17 protein-coding genes are annotated in these 17,786 nt (G+C 64.2%); 4 read left to right on the forward strand and 13 right to left on the reverse strand.

Going from position 1 to position 17,786, the window contains the following annotated elements:
• Positions 1–72 precede the first annotated feature (72 nt).
• Complete coding sequence (locus tag ACOOE1_RS14870) at positions 73–612, reverse strand: PadR family transcriptional regulator (protein ID WP_420402983.1); 540 nt, start codon at positions 610–612, stop codon at positions 73–75.
• Positions 613–757: 145 nt separating this feature from the next.
• On the opposite strand from ACOOE1_RS14870, the gene dapB reads away from it, so the two are divergent.
• On the forward strand, positions 758–1,564 hold the full coding sequence (gene dapB / locus ACOOE1_RS14875; protein ID WP_420402984.1) for a 4-hydroxy-tetrahydrodipicolinate reductase: 807 nt from the start codon (positions 758–760) through the stop codon (positions 1,562–1,564).
• A 16-nt stretch (positions 1,565–1,580) separates the two neighbouring features.
• Here dapB and ACOOE1_RS14880 read toward each other — a convergent pair whose 3' ends face one another.
• Entirely contained in the window at positions 1,581–2,078 is a 498-nt protein-coding gene (locus ACOOE1_RS14880) for a DUF2244 domain-containing protein (protein ID WP_420402985.1), read from the reverse strand.
• Between the two features lie 130 nt (positions 2,079–2,208).
• Here ACOOE1_RS14880 and nth point away from each other — a divergent pair, with 130 nt between their 5' ends.
• A complete protein-coding gene (gene nth / locus ACOOE1_RS14885) occupies positions 2,209–2,850 on the forward strand; it encodes an endonuclease III (protein WP_420406438.1) in 642 nt (213 codons plus the stop codon).
• Positions 2,851–2,887: 37 nt separating this feature from the next.
• Here the strand turns inward: nth and ACOOE1_RS14890 are convergent, their stop codons facing one another.
• From ACOOE1_RS14890 to ACOOE1_RS14900, 3 genes are all read right to left on the reverse strand, one after another.
• Positions 2,888–3,364, reverse strand: coding sequence for a hypothetical protein (locus tag ACOOE1_RS14890; RefSeq protein ID WP_420402986.1), 477 nt, complete (start codon positions 3,362–3,364; stop codon positions 2,888–2,890).
• A gap of 27 nt (positions 3,365–3,391) precedes the next feature.
• Positions 3,392–3,832: a bactofilin family protein gene (locus ACOOE1_RS14895; protein ID WP_420402987.1), complete on the reverse strand. Its 441-nt coding sequence runs from the start codon at positions 3,830–3,832 to the stop codon at positions 3,392–3,394.
• 230 nt (positions 3,833–4,062) lie between these two features.
• The gene (locus ACOOE1_RS14900) at positions 4,063–4,731 is read right to left on the reverse strand and encodes an EI24 domain-containing protein (protein WP_420402988.1); all 669 of its coding nucleotides are present in this window, start codon (positions 4,729–4,731) and stop codon (positions 4,063–4,065) included.
• 226 nt (positions 4,732–4,957) lie between these two features.
• Here ACOOE1_RS14900 and ACOOE1_RS14905 point away from each other — a divergent pair, with 226 nt between their 5' ends.
• Entirely contained in the window at positions 4,958–5,950 is a 993-nt protein-coding gene (locus ACOOE1_RS14905; protein ID WP_420402989.1) for an adenosine kinase, read from the forward strand.
• Complete coding sequence (locus ACOOE1_RS14910; protein WP_420402990.1) at positions 5,943–7,253, forward strand: AmpG family muropeptide MFS transporter; 1,311 nt, start codon at positions 5,943–5,945, stop codon at positions 7,251–7,253. Before ACOOE1_RS14905 ends, ACOOE1_RS14910 begins: the two co-directional genes overlap by 8 nt.
• Here the strand turns inward: ACOOE1_RS14910 and phoB are convergent, their stop codons facing one another.
• The 8 genes from phoB to ACOOE1_RS14950 all read right to left on the reverse strand — a co-directional run bounded on the left by phoB (position 7,254) and on the right by ACOOE1_RS14950 (position 17,495).
• Positions 7,254–7,952, reverse strand: a complete 699-nt coding sequence (phoB, locus tag ACOOE1_RS14915) for a phosphate regulon transcriptional regulator PhoB (RefSeq protein WP_420402991.1) — start codon at positions 7,950–7,952, stop codon at positions 7,254–7,256.
• 35 nt (positions 7,953–7,987) lie between these two features.
• Positions 7,988–8,695, reverse strand: a complete 708-nt coding sequence (gene phoU, locus ACOOE1_RS14920) for a phosphate signaling complex protein PhoU (RefSeq protein ID WP_420402992.1) — start codon at positions 8,693–8,695, stop codon at positions 7,988–7,990.
• A 29-nt stretch (positions 8,696–8,724) separates the two neighbouring features.
• Positions 8,725–9,516: a phosphate ABC transporter ATP-binding protein PstB gene (gene pstB, locus ACOOE1_RS14925; RefSeq protein ID WP_420402993.1), complete on the reverse strand. Its 792-nt coding sequence runs from the start codon at positions 9,514–9,516 to the stop codon at positions 8,725–8,727.
• Between the two features lie 26 nt (positions 9,517–9,542).
• Positions 9,543–10,856 (reverse strand): phosphate ABC transporter permease PstA, encoded by a 1,314-nt coding sequence (gene pstA / locus ACOOE1_RS14930; RefSeq protein ID WP_420402994.1) that lies wholly within the window; start codon positions 10,854–10,856, stop codon positions 9,543–9,545.
• Positions 10,849–12,231 carry a phosphate ABC transporter permease subunit PstC gene (gene pstC / locus ACOOE1_RS14935; RefSeq protein WP_420402995.1) on the reverse strand — a complete coding sequence of 461 codons (1,383 nt, stop codon included), beginning with the start codon at positions 12,229–12,231 and terminating at the stop codon, positions 10,849–10,851. Before pstC ends, pstA begins: the two co-directional genes overlap by 8 nt.
• Before the next feature lie 142 nt (positions 12,232–12,373).
• Positions 12,374–13,414, reverse strand: a complete 1,041-nt coding sequence (locus ACOOE1_RS14940) for a PstS family phosphate ABC transporter substrate-binding protein (protein ID WP_420402996.1) — start codon at positions 13,412–13,414, stop codon at positions 12,374–12,376.
• Between the two features lie 119 nt (positions 13,415–13,533).
• Positions 13,534–15,030, reverse strand: a complete 1,497-nt coding sequence (locus ACOOE1_RS14945; protein ID WP_420402997.1) for an ATP-binding protein — start codon at positions 15,028–15,030, stop codon at positions 13,534–13,536.
• A 200-nt stretch (positions 15,031–15,230) separates the two neighbouring features.
• The gene (locus tag ACOOE1_RS14950) at positions 15,231–17,495 is read right to left on the reverse strand and encodes an NADP-dependent malic enzyme (RefSeq protein ID WP_292881914.1); all 2,265 of its coding nucleotides are present in this window, start codon (positions 17,493–17,495) and stop codon (positions 15,231–15,233) included.
• Positions 17,496–17,786: the final 291 nt, after the last annotated feature.

Raw genomic sequence — 17,786 nt, forward strand, 5'->3', positions numbered from 1 at the left:
CGGTAGGGCCAACGACCCGGCCGGAATTCACACAAACCGAAGACACACCGGTATGCCCACCAGTATGGCCGGTTAGTTTATTGTTTTTCTTGATTCAATTTCGATCGCATTGACGATCGCGCGACCTTCGTGACGGAGGAACTCCAGCGCTGCCCGGCGTACCGCCAGGGCATAGCGTACCGTGAAGCGCTCGGTATTGGACATCTCGCGCAGCGGCAGGGCCAGCAGTGCCCGGATCTCCTGGTTCAGAACGCCCGTACGCTCCTCCATGAGCCGCTCGACCTCCCCCGGACCGGCCTGGTCGGAGAAATAGACCGCGGCGAGGAAGTCTGATCGAAGACGTTCGCCCGCGCCCGATGCTTCAACCCGACGACATAGCTCATTGCGACCTATCTCGGTGATTTCGAACCGGCGCTGCTCGAGAGCGGCATCCGGGGCGCCGGTCTCCGCAACCGCTCCTCTCGCCTTCAATTTCGCAAGGGCAGGATAGAGCGCACCGGTACTGACGCTCTGGAAATGCGCGTAATCGGCATTGATCCGGCGTCGGATCTGGTAACCGTTCGCCGGGCCTTTTGTGAGCGCGCCAAGAATTATATCACTGATTTCAAACATGATCTCAGGTCAATATATCATAAGAATTGAACAAAATCGAGCCTGGATTGGGTAATTTCCCAAACGCCAGGCCTGCAGGCTCGACAGCGGCTGAAAAGGCCGCTACGCCTTGCAGGGATCGCTGGAGAGCCGGGAGGGCCCCGAAATGGGAACAGTAAAAGTCGGAATCATGGGTGTTGGCGGCTTTATGGGCCGGATGATCGCGAAACAGGTGCACCAAACCGAGGGTGCGGCGCTCGCCGGCGGTACGGTTCTCAAGGGTAGTGCTGAAGAAGGTGTTGAAATCGCAAAGCTTTCTGGCTTCGAAGGTGACACCCCCGAAACCACTTCCGATGCGATGCCGGTCTTCGCCGCGGCGGATGTCGTGATAGATTTCACGGCTCCGGAGGCGACCGTCGCCCATGCGAGGCTGGCGGCCGCGTCCGGGACCGCGTTCGTGGTCGGGACAACCGGCCTGACGCCCGATCAGGAAACCGAACTCGCCCAGGCGGCGAAACGCATTCCTCTGGTCTACGCACCCAACATGAGCCTCGGCGTGAACCTGCTGTTCGATCTCGTGAAGAAGGTCGCGGCCGCCCTGGACGAAAGTTACGATATCGAAATCGTCGAGATGCATCACCGGCGCAAGGTCGATGCCCCGTCCGGCACGGCGCTCGGCCTCGGCAAGGCGGCGGCGGCCGGACGCGGCGTGACGCTGGAGGACAAGGGCGTGCTGTCCCGCGAAGGCGTCACGGGCGCGCGGGAGTCCGGGCAGATCGGTTTCGCGACCCTGCGCGGCGGCGACGTCGTCGGCGATCACACGGTGATTTTCGCCGGGCCGAACGAGCGTATCGAGCTGACCCACAAGGCCGCCAGCCGGGAAATCTTCGCCTCCGGGGCCGTGCGGGCCGCGCTCTGGGCAGCGGGCCGCGAGCCGGGGCTCTATGCCATGCCGGACGTGCTGGGTCTCTAGGCGACAGCGAAGCTTTTCAGGCGGTGCGAAGACCGGCAAGGGCGGCGCGCAGATTGTCCGCGAGATCGGTTTTCTCCGGCGGGGAGAGGAACGCGCCGATCTCGACGCTGCGGCCGTGGCTGCGAAGATAGAGCCGATTCTGGCCGCTGCGCTCTTCCTCGACCAGCACGTTCAGCCAGTAGGGTTGCAGATCTTCCGCCAGGACCCGGCGGCCGCGCACGAAACGTTCGAGGATCAGCCTGTCCCGGGTCAGCCGCAGGGTCTCGTAGCGGCGGGCATCGCGGTAGCTGAGACGGAAGGCGGCATAGATCAGCAGCACGTCGAGCCCGAGGAACCCGACCACCGGCCAGGCTCCGGCGATCCAGAACAGAATGCCGACCGCGGTACTGCACCCGGCGATCGCAAGCATGAGGATCAGGAAGCCGGTCGGCGAGAGGCTCCTGTGCGGATAGAGCACGGCGTCGAATAGCGCCTCGCCCCGTTCGCGGGAGGTTGAATCCTGGATCTTGTTCATTTCTCGCGCCCGGCTCTGTTGCATGGCGATTCGGGAAGGTTCTAACCTGTGTCCGCCGCGCCGCAATGACAAGAGACAAGCCGGGCGCGGCGTTTCCGCGCAGGAGAATGCTGGACCGATGGCCAAACGGATGACGAACGCGGCGGTCGACGCCTTTTTTCAGCGCCTGAGCGATCGCGACCCCGAGCCTGTAGGGGAACTGAATTACGTCAACCCCTACACGCTGCTGGTCGCCGTCGTGCTTTCCGCCCAGGCGACGGATGTCGGGGTGAACAAGGCGACAGGCCCGCTGTTCGAGATCGCCGACACGCCGGAAAAGATGGTCGCGCTCGGACTGGAGGAGGTCCGCGGCTATATCAAGACCATCGGGCTGTTCAATTCGAAGGCAAAGAACGTCATCGCGCTGTCGGAGATTCTCATCCGCGAGCATGGCAGCCAGGTGCCGCAGGACCGGGAGACGCTGGAAAAGCTTCCCGGCGTCGGGCGCAAGACCGCGAACGTGGTCCTCAACATCGCTTTCGGGCAGCCGACCATCGCCGTCGACACCCATCTGTTCCGTGTCGCCAACCGGACCGGGATGGCGCCGGGGAAAACCCCGCTCGCGGTGGAGAAGGCTCTGGAGAAGCGGATTCCGGAAAAATGGCTGCTTCATGCCCATCACTGGCTGATCCTGCACGGCCGCTACATCTGCAAGGCGCGCAGGCCGAACTGCCCGGTCTGTCCGGTCGAGGATCTCTGCAACTTCAAGGACAAGACGGTCGAGCCGGCCTGAGGCGGCCGGCCTGGGGTCCTTAGACGACCTCCGTGACTTACCGCCGGGCGGAGCGCGAAATGCCCTGGCGGAGAAGGGAGACGAAGCACTCGTCCCGTGCCACTTCCTGCTCCCGGCGGGAGCGGAACTCGTAATAGGTAACCGCGAGACCCTGACCTAATTCGTAGAGGAAGAGATCGAGGACACAGGCCTCGGTCCGATACTGCCAGATCTCCGCCGACATGTCCCGGCGCACAAAGGCCGGCTCGCCGAGGATCGCGGACAGGTCGCCGCGGTGCAAATCGAGCAGACGACTCGGGTCCCGCTCCGCCGCGCTGAAGCCGGGCGGCCGCTGTGCCGCAGGTTCGGGGGCCGGACGGGGGTCCGGTTCGGCGGCCGGTGCGGACCTGTCGGCCTTCGTGACGGTGGTCGGTGTACTGATCGCGGCGGCGCGGCCCGCGTCGCCGGTCTTCTGGACCCCGCTGCCGCAGGCATGCAGCGTGATCGCGATCAGGACAATCAGGAAAGGACGCACGGTAATTCTAGTCTCCGCGGCTGCAGGTCACGAACTCGTGTCGTCCTTGTAGACCGAGATGGTGCCGTCGATCTTACCGCCGAGCTCGACTTCCAGCCGGCCGAAACGCACGGTACCCGTCACATGACCGGTGCTGCGGACGCGCAGCGTGTCCCGGACCTCGAGGGTACCCTCGAAACGCCCGCCGATCTCCGCTTCGTCGATGATGACCTTGCCCTTGAAATGGCCTGTTTCGGTTACTTCCAGCTGGCGGCTGTTCTCAAGCGTGGCATCCACATTGCCCTCGACGACGAGAGAATCGCATGCGGTGATTTCGCCCGTCAGCGAAATCTCCGGCCCGACCGTCAGCTTCTTGGCCTCGCCGCCGCGCGGCGGCGTGCCGCGGCGGCTGGGCGCACCCGGAAGATCGAGTGTCCGGCGCGGGATCTCCGGGACATAACCGGATGAGGAAGGTTTGCTTGGTTGCATCTTGGACTCCCCGTCCGGCTTGCCTGATTTGACCTCTGTGAAGGACGGCGCCGCCGGTTCCAAGCGATCCTCCGCACGAGGCTCCCGCGCCTTCGCGTCGGGAGTGGTTTCTCCGCTGCTGTCCGTCGTAGCCCCGGAGCCGGATTTTTTACGCCGAAACATCAGATCGTCAACTCATATGTGGTGATTGGGATTAACGGCCATCAACCTTAATACTCAAAGGTTTATTATCATTTCTTCATGTCGTTCCGCAAGTATTCGAAGCGATGCAGCATAAAAGCGGTCGCAATCACGGGTCCGGCGAGGTTCAGGACCGGGATCGTCATGATCGCGGCGATCAGCACGCCGCTGACGAAGACGGCACCGGATTTGCGATTCCTGAGGGCCTTCGCCTCCGCCGGATCCATCCGGCGCAGCGCCACCATCTCGAAGAATTCGCGACCGAGCAGGTAACCGTTCGCCCCGTAGAAGACGACAAGATTCAATCCCGGCACAAGCAGATAGACCGGCAGAAGCACGACATTAACCGCGATCGTGACAGCGAGAAAACGCAATCCCTCGAGGATGGCTTCCGTGACGGGTTGCGGGCGGGCAGGGCCGAGGCCCGGATAGTGTTTCGCCTCGACCGCCTTGGAAACGGAGTCGAGAAAGAGGCTGGAGATCGCGTTGGAGGCGCCCGGGAAGAAGACCACTCCGAGGACGATCACGATCAGGCTGGCAACCCAGGCGGCCGCCTCGTCCAGCCAGCTGCCGAAAAAGGCGAACAGGTCGAGCACGAACCAGACCACGACGCCAAGCAGCAGGATGGTCGCGAGCGAGCCGACGACGCTCAGGACGATCGGGTTGCGCAGCCGTGGATCGGAAAGCTGGCCGAGTGTGGCTGTCAGGGCTGAAAACATCGATCCTCTCTTCTCTTCTGTCCGTACCGCGAGGGTTTAGATGGGGCCGCGCGTGCAGGGACCAAGCATTTCGTGCCCCTAAGAGCACAGCGCCCCGGTGAGTACAAGACCTGTCGGGTGAAGCGTCTTCCAATGCCATCGCCGCTCCAGTACCTTGTCGCCCGAATCCGGCGGACGGCAGTTCCGCAATCCAGTTCCTCATCCAGCTTCCGGGAGCCGCCCGCGCATGTCAGCCAAATCCATCGACGTTACCTGTATCGGAAACGCCATTGTCGACGTCATCGCCCGTGCCGATGATTCCTTTCTCTCCGAGAACGGGATCGAGAAGGGCGCGATGAACCTGATCGACGCCGAGCGCGCCGAGAGCCTCTACGACAAGATGGGGCCGGGGATCGAGATGTCCGGCGGATCGGCGGGAAACACCGCCGCCGGGATCGCGGCCCTCGGCGGTGCCGCGGCCTATATCGGCAAGGTGCATGACGACACGCTGGGAAAGGTCTTCCGTCACGACATCACGGCGATGGGTGTCAGCTTCGATACGCCGCCGACGCTCGACGGACCGCCGACCGCGCGCAGCCTCATCATGGTGACGCCGGACGCCCAGCGCAGCATGAACACCTTCCTCGGTGCCTGTGTGCAGCTCGGTCCGCAGGATATCGCCAGGGAGCAGGTCGCGGCCAGCAAGGTGGTTTATCTCGAGGGATACCTGTTCGATCCGCCGGAAGCGAAGAAGGCTTTCGTCGAAGCGGCGAAGCAGACCCATGCGAGCGGCGGCAAGGTCTCGCTGACATTGTCCGATCCGTTCTGCGTCGACCGCCACCGCGAGGCCTTTCTCGAGCTGGTGGATCACCATATCGACATCCTGTTCGCCAACGAGCAGGAGTTGCTGTCGCTCTATCAGACCGACGATTTCGACGAGGCCCTGCAGAAGCTCCGCTGGAGCTGCGAGTCCGCCGGCGTCACGCGCGGACCGAAGGGGTCGCTCGTGCTGCACAAGGACGAGGTGCATGTGATCGATGCCGAGCCGGTCGAGAAGGTGGTCGACACCACCGGCGCCGGCGATCTCTATGCCGCGGGCTTCCTCTACGGCTACACGCAGGACATGGCGCCGGGCGACTGGGGCCGGGCCGGCAGCGTGGCCGCGGCGGAAGTGATCTCGCATTACGGTGCGCGGCCCGAAGCGGACCTCAGTGAGCTGCTGGCGGCGCGGCTTGGTTGAGACCGCACGCGGTATCCGTGACTGGCTGACCGAGACGGCGGCGCTCTATCTGAAGCGCCGCGTCCTGGTCGTCCTGCTGCTCGGCTTCTCGAGCGGGCTTCCGCTGCTGCTGTCTTTTTCCACGCTCAGCGCCTGGATGCGGGAATCCGGCGTCGATCTGACGACCATCGCCGTCTTCGCACTGGTCGGAACGCCGTTCACTCTGAAGTTCCTCTGGGCCCCGCTGATGGACCGGCTCTCGGTGCCGGTGCTCGGCCGGCTGCTCGGTCGGCGCCGGGCCTGGCTGCTGGCGACCCAGCTCCTGCTGATGTCGGCGATCGTCCTCATGGGCGCGACCGATCCGGTGGCGACGCCCTGGCTGATGGCGCTCTTCGCGGTCATCGTCAGTTTCTGCGCGGCGAGCCAGGATATCGTCGTCGACGCCTACCGCATCGAGTCCCTCGGCGAGGACGAGCAGGGCGCGGGCGCGGCCGCCTATACGCTCGGTTACCGGGTCGGCATGCTCGCCGCCGGCGCCGGCGCGCTGATCGTGGCGGATCAGGCCGGCTGGTTCATCGCCTATCTCGCGATGGCCGGGCTGGTGCTGGTCGGCATCTTCACCGTTCTGGCGAGCCCGGAGCCAGAAACCGGCGTGAAGGAGCCGACCGGCGAGTCACCTTCCGAATGGCTCCGCAGCGCGGTCTACGAACCGTTCGCCGAGTTCCTGACCCGCCGGGGGGCGCTGCTGATCCTCGCCTTCATCCTGCTCTACAAGCTTGGCGACGCCTTTCTCGGCACGCTGACCAATCCGTTCTACATCGATCTCGGATTCAGCAAGACGGAGATCGCCGAGGTGACGAAGCTGTTCGGGCTGGTTGCGCTGCTGGTCGGCCTGTTCGCCGGCGGGGCACTGGTGAAACGCCTCGGGCTGCTCAACGCGCTGCTGGTCTCCGGCGTGCTGCAGGCGGCCTCCAACCTCATTTTCGTCGCCCAGGCGCTCGCCGGGCACGATGTCCTGATGCTGACCTTGACGATCGGCGTGGAGAATTTCACCGGCGGGATGGGGACGGCGGCCTTCGTCGCCTATCTCTCCAGCCTGACGAACGTTGCCTTCACGGCGACGCAATACGCGCTGCTCTCATCCTTCATGGCGTTCGGCCGCACGGTCCTCAGCTCCGGCGCGGGCGCGGTCACGGACCATATCGGCTGGATCGGCTTCTTCATCGCCTCGACGGCGATCGCCGTGCCGGGACTGATCCTGCTGCTGGTGCTGATGCGGATGTTCCCGCCGGAACGGGCCGGCGGGGCACGACCGGCGGACTGATCAGGCGGCGGCGGTCGGCCGGTCAAGCGCGTAGCCGGCGGAACGCACGGTGCGGATCAGGTCCGACTCGGTGTCGATGTTGATCGCCTTGCGCAGACGGCGGATATGGACGTCCACGGTGCGCGGCTCGACATAGATATCCGGTCCCCAGACCCGGTCGAGCAGCTGCTCGCGGGAGAACACCCTGCCCGGATGTTCGAGGAAATAGCGCAGCAGGCGGAATTCGGTCGGGCCGAGATGGATCTCGCGTTCGTTCCGGCGCACCTTGTGGGCGGCCAGATCCATTTCAAGGTCCTCGAACTGCAGGGTCTCCGCGTCGCTCGCGGGGCGGGTCCGGCGCAGCACGGCCCGGATGCGGGCGATCAGCTCGCTCGGGCTGAAGGGCTTGGTGATGTAATCGTCGGCGCCGGCGTTCAGGCCGCGGATACGGTCTCCCTCGTCGCCCCGCGCGGTCAGCATGATGACCGGGATGGCCTTGGTCTCCGGCGTGCGGCGCAGGCGGCGGCAGACCTCGACGCCGGAGAGCAGCGGCAGCATCCAGTCGAGCAGGATCAGGTCCGGGTTCTTCTCCATTGCGAGCAGCATGGCCTCCTCGCCGTCGCCGGCTTCCAGAACTTCGAAGCCTTCCCGTTCCAGATTGTAGCGCAGGAGGGTGACGATCGGCGCCTCGTCCTCCACCACCAGGATCTTCTGACTCATCATATTCATCGGACTTCTACTCTCGATTTCAACGCTTACTCAGGCATTTCAACGACGTAGCTGGCGTCCTCGCCCTTCGGGCGGTCCGCATCCATTTTTCTGCCCTCGATCTGGAAATGCACGGTCTCGGCGATGTTGGTCGCGTGATCGCCCATGCGCTCCAGGTTCTTGGCAATGAAGAGAAGGTGGGTCGATGCCGTGATGTTGCGGGGGTCCTCCATCATGTAAGTGAGGAGCTCGCGGAACAGGCTGGTATAGAGTTCGTCGATATCCTCGTCCCGGTGCCAGGCCGCCACGGCAAGCTCGAGGTCGTCGTTGGCATAGGCGTCCAGGACATCCTTGATCAGCGACTTGACCAGGCTGCCGATCCGCACGATGCCGCTGGCCGGCGGGATTTCCGGCAGGCCGCTCAGCACGATCGCCCGCTTGCCGAGGTTGGCGGCATAGTCGCCGATCCGTTCCAGGTCGCTGACGATCTTCAGGCTCGCGACGACGGTCCGCAGATCGCCGCCGAGCGGCTGGCGCAGGGCGAGCAGGCGCAGGCTCATGGTTTCGATCTCGGCTTCGAGCGCGTCGATCGGAGCGTCGGCTTCGCGGACCTTCTGGGCCAGGGCCTGGTCCCGGCGATGCACGGCGCGCACCGCGGACTCGCACTGCGCTTCGACCAGTCCGCCCATCTGGGCGATCTTGGCTTTCAGGGTCTCGAGATCCTCGTCGAAGGAACGGACAATGTGATCGTTCATTGGCATTCTCGTGCTCTTCGCGGCCCGGGTCAGCCGAACCGTCCGGTGATGTATCCCTGGGTGCGGGAATCCGTCGGGTTGGTGAAGATCTGCTCGGTATCGCCCACCTCGACCAGCTCTCCCAGATGGAAGAAGGCGGTGCGCTGGGAGACGCGGGCGGCCTGCTGCATCGAATGGGTGACGATCACGATGGTGAAATTCTCGCGCAGCTCGTCGATCAGCTCCTCGATCTTCGCGGTGGCGATCGGATCGAGCGCCGAGCAGGGCTCGTCCATCAGGATCACTTCCGGGTTGACCGCGATCGCGCGGGCGATGCAGAGCCGTTGCTGCTGGCCGCCGGAGAGACCGGTGCCGGGCTCGTGCAGCCGGTCCTTCACCTCTTCGAACAGGCCGGCCTTGGTCAGGCTGGTCTCGACGATCTCGTCGATCTCCGCCTTGGTCGAGGCCGTGCCGTGAATGCGCGGACCGTAGGCGATATTGTCGTAGATCGACTTCGGGAACGGGTTCGGCTTCTGGAACACCATGCCGACCCGGGCGCGCAGCTGCACCGGATCGAGGTCAGAGCTGTAGATATCCTCTTCATCAAGGGTGATCTTGCCTTCGACGCGGCAGATGTCGATCACGTCGTTCATCCGGTTGAGGCAGCGGAGGAAGGTCGACTTGCCGCAGCCCGACGGACCAATCAGCGCCGTCACCTCGTTCGGCTTGATCTCGAGATCGACATCCTGCAGCGCCTGCTTCTCGCCGTAGAAGACCTTGACCTTGTCGCCCTTCATCTTGGGCGTGGCGTCCGTGGCCGGTGATCCGCTCTTCTTGCTCATCTTTGTGTTCTCGCTCTTCGGTTATCTTACCAGCGCCGTTCGAACTTCTTGCGGAGCAAGACGGCCACGAAATTCATGAAAATCAGGAAAGTCAGCAGCACCATGATCGCGGCGGAGGTCCGCTCGACGAAGGCGCGCTCGGGACTGTCCGCCCAGAGATAGATCTGCACCGGTAGCACGGTCGCCGGGTCGGTGAAACCGCCCGGAACGTCGACGATGAAGGCGATCATGCCGATCATCAGCAGCGGCGCGGTCTCGCCGAGGGCCTGGGCCATGCCGATGATGGTGCCGGTCAGGATGCCCGGCATCGCCAGCGGCAGCACGTGATGGGTGACGACCTGCAGCGGCGAGGCGCCGAGACCGAGCGCGGCCTCGCGGATCGAGGGCGGCACCGCCTTCAGGGCCGAGCGCGCGGCGATGATGATGGTCGGCAGCGTCATCAGCGCCAGCACCATGCCGCCGACCAGCGGTGCGGAGCGCGGAAAGCCGAAGAAATTCAGGAACATCGCCAGCCCGAGCAGGCCGAAGACGATGGAGGGAACCGCGGCGAGGTTGTTGATGTTCACCTCGATCAGGTCGGTCCACCGGTTCTTCGGCGCGAATTCCTCGAGATAGATCGCCGCCATGACGCCCACCGGGAAGGACAGCAGAAGGGTGATCAGCAGGGTCAGGACCGACCCGGTCACGGCGCCGAGGATGCCGGCTTCTTCGGGCTCGCGGCTGTCCGCCTTCAGGAAGAAATCGGTGTTGAACCGGATCTCGATGCCGCCCGCATTGTCGAGCTTGTCGTACCAGACCAGCTCCTTGTCCGTGACGCGGCGGTCCGATTCCGGCACGGTCCGGTCGACATAACCCTTGGTCAGCATGTCGATATCGTCGGAGGCCTTGATCCAGAGCGTCCGCGTTGTGCCGACCAGCGACGGGTCGTCGATCAGCTTGGTGCGCAGGTCGAAGCCGGCATTCGGGGAGATGAAGCTGTAGAGCTTGCGCTTGTCGCTCCGGCCGCTGACCTCGGGGAAGTTGTTGCGCAGGTTTTTCTTCATCAGCCCGCCATAATCGGCGCTCTTGAGCTGGGCCGGGTCCCCGGTGCCCGCCGGATCCAGGTATTCCGGATCGAAATGGATTTCGAGCTGCACGTAGGTCTGCAGGAACGCACTCCAGCCGGTCCCGGCGATGCTCCCGACGAGGAACACGAGCATCAGGCCGGCGGCGAAAATGCTGCAGAGACCGTAGAGCCGGAAACGGCGCTCTGCGGCGTACCGTTTCTTGAGCCGCTCTGCGGCGCCGACGGGACGACGGACCTCGGTGGCCGGCTTCGAGTTCATGATCGTGTCAGTCATATTTTTCCCGATATTTCCGGACCACCCGGAGGGCGATCACATTCAGACCGAGGGTAACGAAGAACAGCACCAGACCGAGGGCGAAGGCCGCGAGTGTCTTGGCCGAGTCGAATTCCTGGTCACCGACCAGGAGGGTGACGATCTGCACCGTGACCGTGGTGACCGCTTCGAGCGGGTTCGCCGTCAGGTTGGCGGCGAGACCGGCGGCCATGACCACGATCATGGTCTCGCCGATCGCCCGCGAGACCGCCAGCAGGAAGGCGCCGACAATGCCCGGCAGGGCGGCCGGGATGATGACATGGCGAATGGTCTCGGATTTGGTGGCGCCGAGCCCGTAGGAGCCGTCCCTGAGTGATTGCGGCACGGAATTGATCACGTCGTCCGAGAGCGAGGAGACGAAGGGGATGATCATGATGCCCATGACCAGACCGGCGGCCAGTGCGCTCTCCGAGGCCACGCTCAGTCCCAATCCCTCACCCCAGCCCCGGATCAGCGGTGCAACCGTCAGGGCGGCGAAGAAGCCGTAGACCACGGTCGGGATGCCGGCGAGGATTTCCAGCATCGGTTTGGCGACAGCACGAAACTTCGGATTGGCGTATTCCGCCATGTAGATCGCCGAGAGCAGCCCGATCGGTCCGGCCACCAGCATGGCGATCAGGGTGATCAGCATGGTGCCGGCGAAGAGCGGCACGGCGCCGAAGCTGCCCGACGCGCCGACCTGCTCGGCGCGGATCGCGGTCTGCGGGCTCCAGTGGATCCCGAAGAGGAAGTCGAAGAACGGGATCCGGGCAAAGAACCGGATGCTCTCGAAGATCAGCGAGAGCACGATGCCGACAGTGGTCAGAATCGCGATCATGGAACAGACGATCAGCAGCCCGCGGATGATGTTCTCGACAGCGTTGCGGGCCCGGAAGGTTCTGCTCACTTGCGAGCGCGCCCAGACGAGGCCGGCAAGCGCCATGCAGACGACCGCCGTGACCATGGACCAGAAACCGATCGACTGCAGCGTCACGTAGCGATCGGTCGCGGCCTGGATCGCCGGGCTCGCCTCCCGGCTGACCGCATTGCCGCTCGAAAGGTTCCGGATGTCCGTCAGGAGCAGCGAGTATTCGTCGGGATTCTGCGGTGCGATCGAGGGATCGAGGCCGGACATCACCATGCTCTCGATGATCTGCGGCTGGATGACGAGCCAGAGCGCGAGGAGCAGGATGGCGGGCAGGCCGCAGCCGAGGGCGACGAACATGCCGTAATAGCTGGGCAGGGAGTGGAGGATGCGGAGATCGCCCGATGCGGCGATGACGGATCGGGCCCGTCCGACGGCATATCCGGCCACCGAGAGGCCGATAACAACCAGAATGAGAAAAAAGCTGTTCATGGCGCTCCGCCGGCAAAGGTTGTTTGGCGTCCGCCGTGACAGTCCGGGCGGAACAGATCCCTGTCTTCATGGACCCACGCCGCAGGGGTGCGGATCCATGAAGACAGGGGAGAGGCGGCGAACCGCCTCTCCCGCAACCTGATTACATGGTCAGGTTGGTCTTGTTGGCGGCAGCCGAGCGATACTTCTCGCGGTCGGCGGTCGGCAGCGGGATCAGACCCTTGTCGGTCAGGTAGCCGTCGTCGCCGATCGCCTTTTCGGCGGTGAATTCGGCAACATATTCCTCGATGCCCGGAACCACGCCGATATGGGCGGTCTTCACATAGAAGAACAGGGAGCGGGAGATGCCGTATTCGCCGGCAGCGATGTTGTCGAAGGTCGGCTGCACGCTGGCAACCGAGGCGCCTTTGATCTTGTCGCTGTTCTGGTCGAGGAAGCTGAAGCCGAAGATGCCCATGGCGGCCGGGTTGGCCTGCAGCTTCTGGACGATCAGGTTGTCGTTCTCACCGGCTTCGATGAACTTGCCGTCTTCGCGCATGGAGTCGGAGATCTTGCGGAAGGCTTTCTTGTCGGCCTTGCGCATGTCGGCCAGCATCTTGAAGGACTTGGCGCCCGGGCGCATCGCCAGCTCGACGAAGGCGTCGCGGGTACCGGAGGTCGGCGGCGGGCCGAGGACTTCGATTTCCTGATCCGGCAGGGACGGATCGATCTCGGACCACTTGGTGTAGGGGTTCTTGACCAGCTTGCCGTCAACCGGAACCTCGGCGGCGAGGGCCAGGAAGATCTGCTGCTTGGTCAGGTTGAGCGACGCGCCGCTCTTGTCGTTGCCGATGACGATGCCGTCGAAGCCGATCTTGACCTCGACGATGTCGGTGACGCCGTTCTTGGCGCAGGTCTCGACTTCCGAAGACTTGATCCGGCGCGACGCGTTGGTGATGTCCGGATGCTGGACGCCGACGCCGGCGCAGAACAGCTTCAGGCCGCCGCCGGAGCCGGTGCTTTCGACAACCGGCGTCTTGAAGCCGCTGGTCTTGCCGAAGGTCTCGGCAACCGACGTGGAGAACGGGAAAACGGTCGAGGATCCGACGATGCGGATCTGGTCGCGGGCTTCCGCGGCCGCGGCAACGGCGACAACACCGGCGAGGGCGAGCGGGATTGCCTTGAGAAGGGAATTCTTAAGCACGATTTTGCCTCCGGGACATAGGAGTGTGATCGGTTGAACCTGACATCGTGTATGTCAGGACGTCCCGTTCCTACGCTGGTCCGGAGTCCGTATTACTACGAAAATGTGAAGCTTTTGTTTCAGCCGGCGGCGAAATGTTGCTCTTTCATGACGCCGGAAGCCTTGCACGGAATGAAGACCGTGAATGTGCTGCCTTTTCCGATCTTGCTGTCGATCGTCAGCGCCCCCCGGTGCCGGCTGACGATATGTTTGACGATCGCAAGACCGAGTCCGGTTCCGCCCATTTCGCGCGAGCGCGCCGTGTCCACGCGGTAGAAACGCTCGGTCAGGCGCGGAATGTGTTCGCGCGGAATCCCGTCGCCCTGATCGATGACGCTGATGGCCACGATATCCTCGGCCTGCAGTGTGATCGCGGCCGGCAGATCGGCGGCGACGGCGGCGCGGATCGTGACCGTGCTCTGCTCGGGGCCGTACTTGACCGCGTTCTCAACCAGATTCTGGAGCACCTGCGAAATCTCGTCGCTGTTGGCGATCAGCGGTGGGAGCGCCGGGTCGATCTCCTGCGCGATGCGGATGCCGCGGCGGGCCGCGCTCAACTCCGTCGCCGCCGCGATATGTTCGACCAGCGGGCGCAGCGCCACTTCCTGGTCCGGTGCGGTATGTTCCGCCGCCTCGATGCGCGAGAGCGACAGCAGATCGGTGACGAGGCGGGTCATGCGGCTGGTCTGCTGGTCCATGATCTCGAGAAACCGCTCATGCGCTTCGAGATCGTCCCGGGCCGGGCCGCGCAGGGTTTCGATGAAGCCATGCAGGGTGGCGAGCGGCGTGCGCAGTTCGTGACTGACATTGGCGACGAAATCGACCCGCATACTCTCGATCCGGCGGATTTCGGTCAGGTCGCGGAAGATCACCAGGGCCGAGCGCTGCTCCTCCTTTTCGCCGGGAAGTGCCTCGATCCGTATGTTGAAAACCCGGACCACCGGATCCGAGAGCGAGATCTCCACGGTGCGGAAGCCGCCCTCGGCCAGCACGGCATCGCCGGCTTCGAGCAAGGCCGGGTCGCGCGCGACCTGCGACAGTTCGCGGCCCATGATGCGGCCACCGAACTGCTCGCGCGCCGCTCTGTTCATGCTCTGCACCCGGCCCTTCTGGTTGAGGAACAGCAGCGGGTCCGGGATATTGTCGATGATCGAGACGTGCCGCTCGTTCAGGGCCTGAAGCTGGTTGCGGCGGTCGGCCGTCGCGCGGAAGAGGCGGGTCAGGGCCGAGGCCAGCTCCGCGGTCTCGCCGATCCCGTCCGCGATGTTCGAGAGCACGTCGTCCGCTTTCGAGGCCCGCTCCGGCGCGTTCGAGCCGGCGCGGCGCTGGATGTGCCGCTTGATGGTGACAAGCAGGCTGTAATGCCGGCGCACGATGGCCATGGCGACCAAGAGGGACACGCCCCACGCGCCGACGGCATGCAGCGGCTCCACCGCATCGAGCGCCGTGATGACGCCGAGCGCGATTGCCGCCGGCAGCGAGACGACGAGGCCGCCACGGAACACGTCCCAGAGCGGCAGCGCGACGGGAAGGTCGTTCGTCGTACCGGACTCCGTTTCGCTCGGCTGTTCGCTCATGCTCTTTCGATCTAGGGACGGTTTCTCTCAGGCCGGCGCCTTGGCGGCTCACCTGACCGGGATCACTAACTCCCGGAGTGTGACGGTTTCTATCATACCGCCCGGAAAACATATCCGGGAGCCGAAAACCGACAAAAACCGAAAGAACGGCACGCTCCCAGGTCCGGGATGCGTGCCGTCCGGACCAATCCCCGATTGGTCTAGTCGGTCAGCGCGTCATGCGCCGCGATCGCTGCCGCATTGACCAGATCGGTCACGGTCGCGCTCATCTGCACGATCTGAACCGGCTTCTCCAGGCCGACCAGCATCGGGCCGATGATGGCCGCGCCGCCGATGGACTGCAGCATCTTGTAGGTGATGTTGGCGGAATGCAGCGCCGGCATGACCAATACGTTGGCCGGTCCGGTCAGGCGGCAGAACGGATAGTTCCGCTTCATCAGATCGTGGTCGAGCGCGATGTCGGCGGACATTTCGCCGTCATACTCGAAATCGACCCCGCGCTCGTCGAGCACCTTCACAGCATCCCGGATGCGCACAGCCTTCTCCCGGGGCGGGTAGCCGAAATTGGAGAAGGAGAGTAGCGCGACCCGCGGCGTGTGGCCGAAGGCGCGGGCCTGCTCGGCAGTCTGGATCGCGATGTCGGCGAGTTCCTCGGCGCTCGGCAGCTCGTTCACGTTGGTGTCGCTGATGAAAATCGTCCTGCCGCGTGAGATCACGATGGAATAGGTCATCACGCGCTGTCCCGGCTTGGGGTCGAGCACGCGGGTGACGTATTCGTGCGTCACACCGAAATTGCGGGTGAGGCCGGTGACCATCGCCTCGGCATGTCCGGCGGCGACCATGCAGGCGCCGAAGACGTTGCGGTCCTGGTTCACCATGCGCTGGCAGTCGCGGTGGATATGACCCTTCCGCTGCAGGCGCTTGTAGAGCATCTCGGTATAGGCCGCGTTGTGCTCCGAGAGCCGCGCATTGTGGACCTCGAGGGTTTCCGCGCCCTTCACGCCGAGTTTCGCCACCTGTTCCTTGATCACTTCCTCGCGGCCGATCAGCACCGGCGTTCCGTAGCCTCCGTTGCGGAAAGCGACGGCGGCGCGGATCACCCGCTCCTCCTCGCCCTCGGCGAACACGACCCGGCGCGGATTGGCGCGGATCCGGTCGAAAATGACCTGCAGGCTGGAGGAGGTCGGATCGAGCCGCGCGCCGAGCTCGGCACGGTAGGCGTTCATGTCCTTGATCGGCTTGCGGGCGACGCCGGTATCCATCGCCGCCTGGGCGACGGCGGAGGAGACCTTGACGATCAGCCGGGGATCGAACGGCGCCGGGATCAGGTAGCCCTCGCCGTAGTGCAGGGTCTTGCCATAGGCCTTGCCGACCTCGTCCGGCACGTCCTCGCGGGCGAGTTCCGCCAGCGCGTTGGCGGCGGCGATCTTCATCGCGTCATTGATCTCGCTCGCCCGGACGTCCAGCGCGCCGCGGAAGATGTAGGGGAAGCCGAGAACGTTGTTTACCTGGTTCGGGTAGTCGGACCGGCCGGTGGCGACGATCGCGTCCGGACGGACCGCTGCGACGTCTTCCGGGGTGATTTCCGGATCCGGATTGGCCATGGCGAAGATGATCGGCCGGGGGGCCATGGACTTCACCATTTCCTGTGTCATCGCGCCCTTGACGGAGAGGCCGCAGAAGATGTCCGCGCCCTTGACCGCCTCTTCCAGTGTGCGGAGCGGCGTGTCGACGGCATGCTTCGACTTCCACTGGTTCATGCCGCCGTCGCGGCCCTGGTAGATCACGCCCTTGCTGTCGCAGAGGATGACGTTCTCGTCCTTCATGCCCATCGATTTCAGCAGCTCGACGCAGGCGATGGCGGCGGAGCCGGCGCCGTTCACGACCATCTTCGCCGTCTCGATCGAGCGCCCGGTCAGGTCGAGCGCGTTGATCATGCCGGCGGAGGTGATGATGGCTGTGCCGTGCTGGTCGTCATGGAACACCGGGATGTCCATGATCTCCTTCAGACGTTGCTCGATGATGAAGCAGTCCGGCGCCTTGATGTCCTCGAGATTGATGCCGCCATAGGTCTTGCCGAGGAAGCGCACGCAGTTGACGAACTCGTCCACATCCTTGGTATCGACCTCGAGATCGAAGCCGTCGACATCGGCGAAGCGCTTGAAGAGGACGGACTTGCCCTCCATCACCGGTTTGGCAGCCTGGGCGCCGATATCGCCGAGGCCGAGCACGGCGGTGCCGTTCGAGATCACCGCGACGATATTGCCTTTGGCGGTATATTCGTAAGCCTTGCTCTCATCCTTCTCGATGGCGAGGCAGGGGTAGGCGACGCCGGGCGAGTAGGCGAGGGCGAGCTCGCGCTGCGTGGTCAGGTTCTTCGTGGCGGCGACTTCCAGCTTGCCGGGCCGTCCCGAGGCGTGGAATTCCAGCGCTTCCACCTCAAGCATGCGCTTCGCATCATCCATGACGTTTCTCTCCCTGAGAACTCTTGTTGGCCCGATGGATTGCGGGCGGACCGGGCCGTCCGTGCCGCTTCAGTTCATAAAGTTAAATAGGATTAGCTCACGATAGGCGGGCCCGGCGGCAGGGGCAATTTCATATCCCGGAATCGAAATCCATAATCGTGCCCGGACGAGACCGCTTCCGGGCATTGCCGGTTTCTCCGCATTGGAAGTGGCCGCCGCCCTCATGTTAAGGTCGCCGCCGTTTTCGAAGCGGCCCGCGCCGCGCCTTTCGATGCCATTGGGACCCGAGTG

Origin of the sequence: Nisaea sp. (genome assembly GCF_965216895.1) — a bacterium.
Lineage (GTDB): Bacteria > Pseudomonadota > Alphaproteobacteria > Thalassobaculales > Thalassobaculaceae > Nisaea.

What these genes read in the sequence shown, in the direction of transcription:
- ACOOE1_RS14870 (WP_420402983.1), bottom strand. Translation starts at nt 612, where the DNA reads ATGTTTGAAATCAGTGATATAATTCTTGGCGCGCTCACAAAAGGCCCG.
- dapB (WP_420402984.1), top strand. Translation starts at nt 758, where the DNA reads ATGGGAACAGTAAAAGTCGGAATCATGGGTGTTGGCGGCTTTATGGGC.
- ACOOE1_RS14880 (WP_420402985.1), bottom strand. Translation starts at nt 2,078, where the DNA reads ATGAACAAGATCCAGGATTCAACCTCCCGCGAACGGGGCGAGGCGCTA.
- nth (WP_420406438.1), top strand. Translation starts at nt 2,209, where the DNA reads ATGACGAACGCGGCGGTCGACGCCTTTTTTCAGCGCCTGAGCGATCGC.
- ACOOE1_RS14895 (WP_420402987.1), bottom strand. Translation starts at nt 3,832, where the DNA reads ATGCAACCAAGCAAACCTTCCTCATCCGGTTATGTCCCGGAGATCCCG.
- ACOOE1_RS14900 (WP_420402988.1), bottom strand. Translation starts at nt 4,731, where the DNA reads ATGTTTTCAGCCCTGACAGCCACACTCGGCCAGCTTTCCGATCCACGG.
- ACOOE1_RS14905 (WP_420402989.1), top strand. Translation starts at nt 4,958, where the DNA reads ATGTCAGCCAAATCCATCGACGTTACCTGTATCGGAAACGCCATTGTC.
- phoB (WP_420402991.1), bottom strand. Translation starts at nt 7,952, where the DNA reads ATGAGTCAGAAGATCCTGGTGGTGGAGGACGAGGCGCCGATCGTCACC.
- phoU (WP_420402992.1), bottom strand. Translation starts at nt 8,695, where the DNA reads ATGAACGATCACATTGTCCGTTCCTTCGACGAGGATCTCGAGACCCTG.
- pstB (WP_420402993.1), bottom strand. Translation starts at nt 9,516, where the DNA reads ATGAGCAAGAAGAGCGGATCACCGGCCACGGACGCCACGCCCAAGATG.
- pstA (WP_420402994.1), bottom strand. Translation starts at nt 10,856, where the DNA reads ATGACTGACACGATCATGAACTCGAAGCCGGCCACCGAGGTCCGTCGT.
- pstC (WP_420402995.1), bottom strand. Translation starts at nt 12,231, where the DNA reads ATGAACAGCTTTTTTCTCATTCTGGTTGTTATCGGCCTCTCGGTGGCC.
- ACOOE1_RS14945 (WP_420402997.1), bottom strand. Translation starts at nt 15,030, where the DNA reads ATGAGCGAACAGCCGAGCGAAACGGAGTCCGGTACGACGAACGACCTT.
- ACOOE1_RS14950 (WP_292881914.1), bottom strand. Translation starts at nt 17,495, where the DNA reads ATGGATGATGCGAAGCGCATGCTTGAGGTGGAAGCGCTGGAATTCCAC.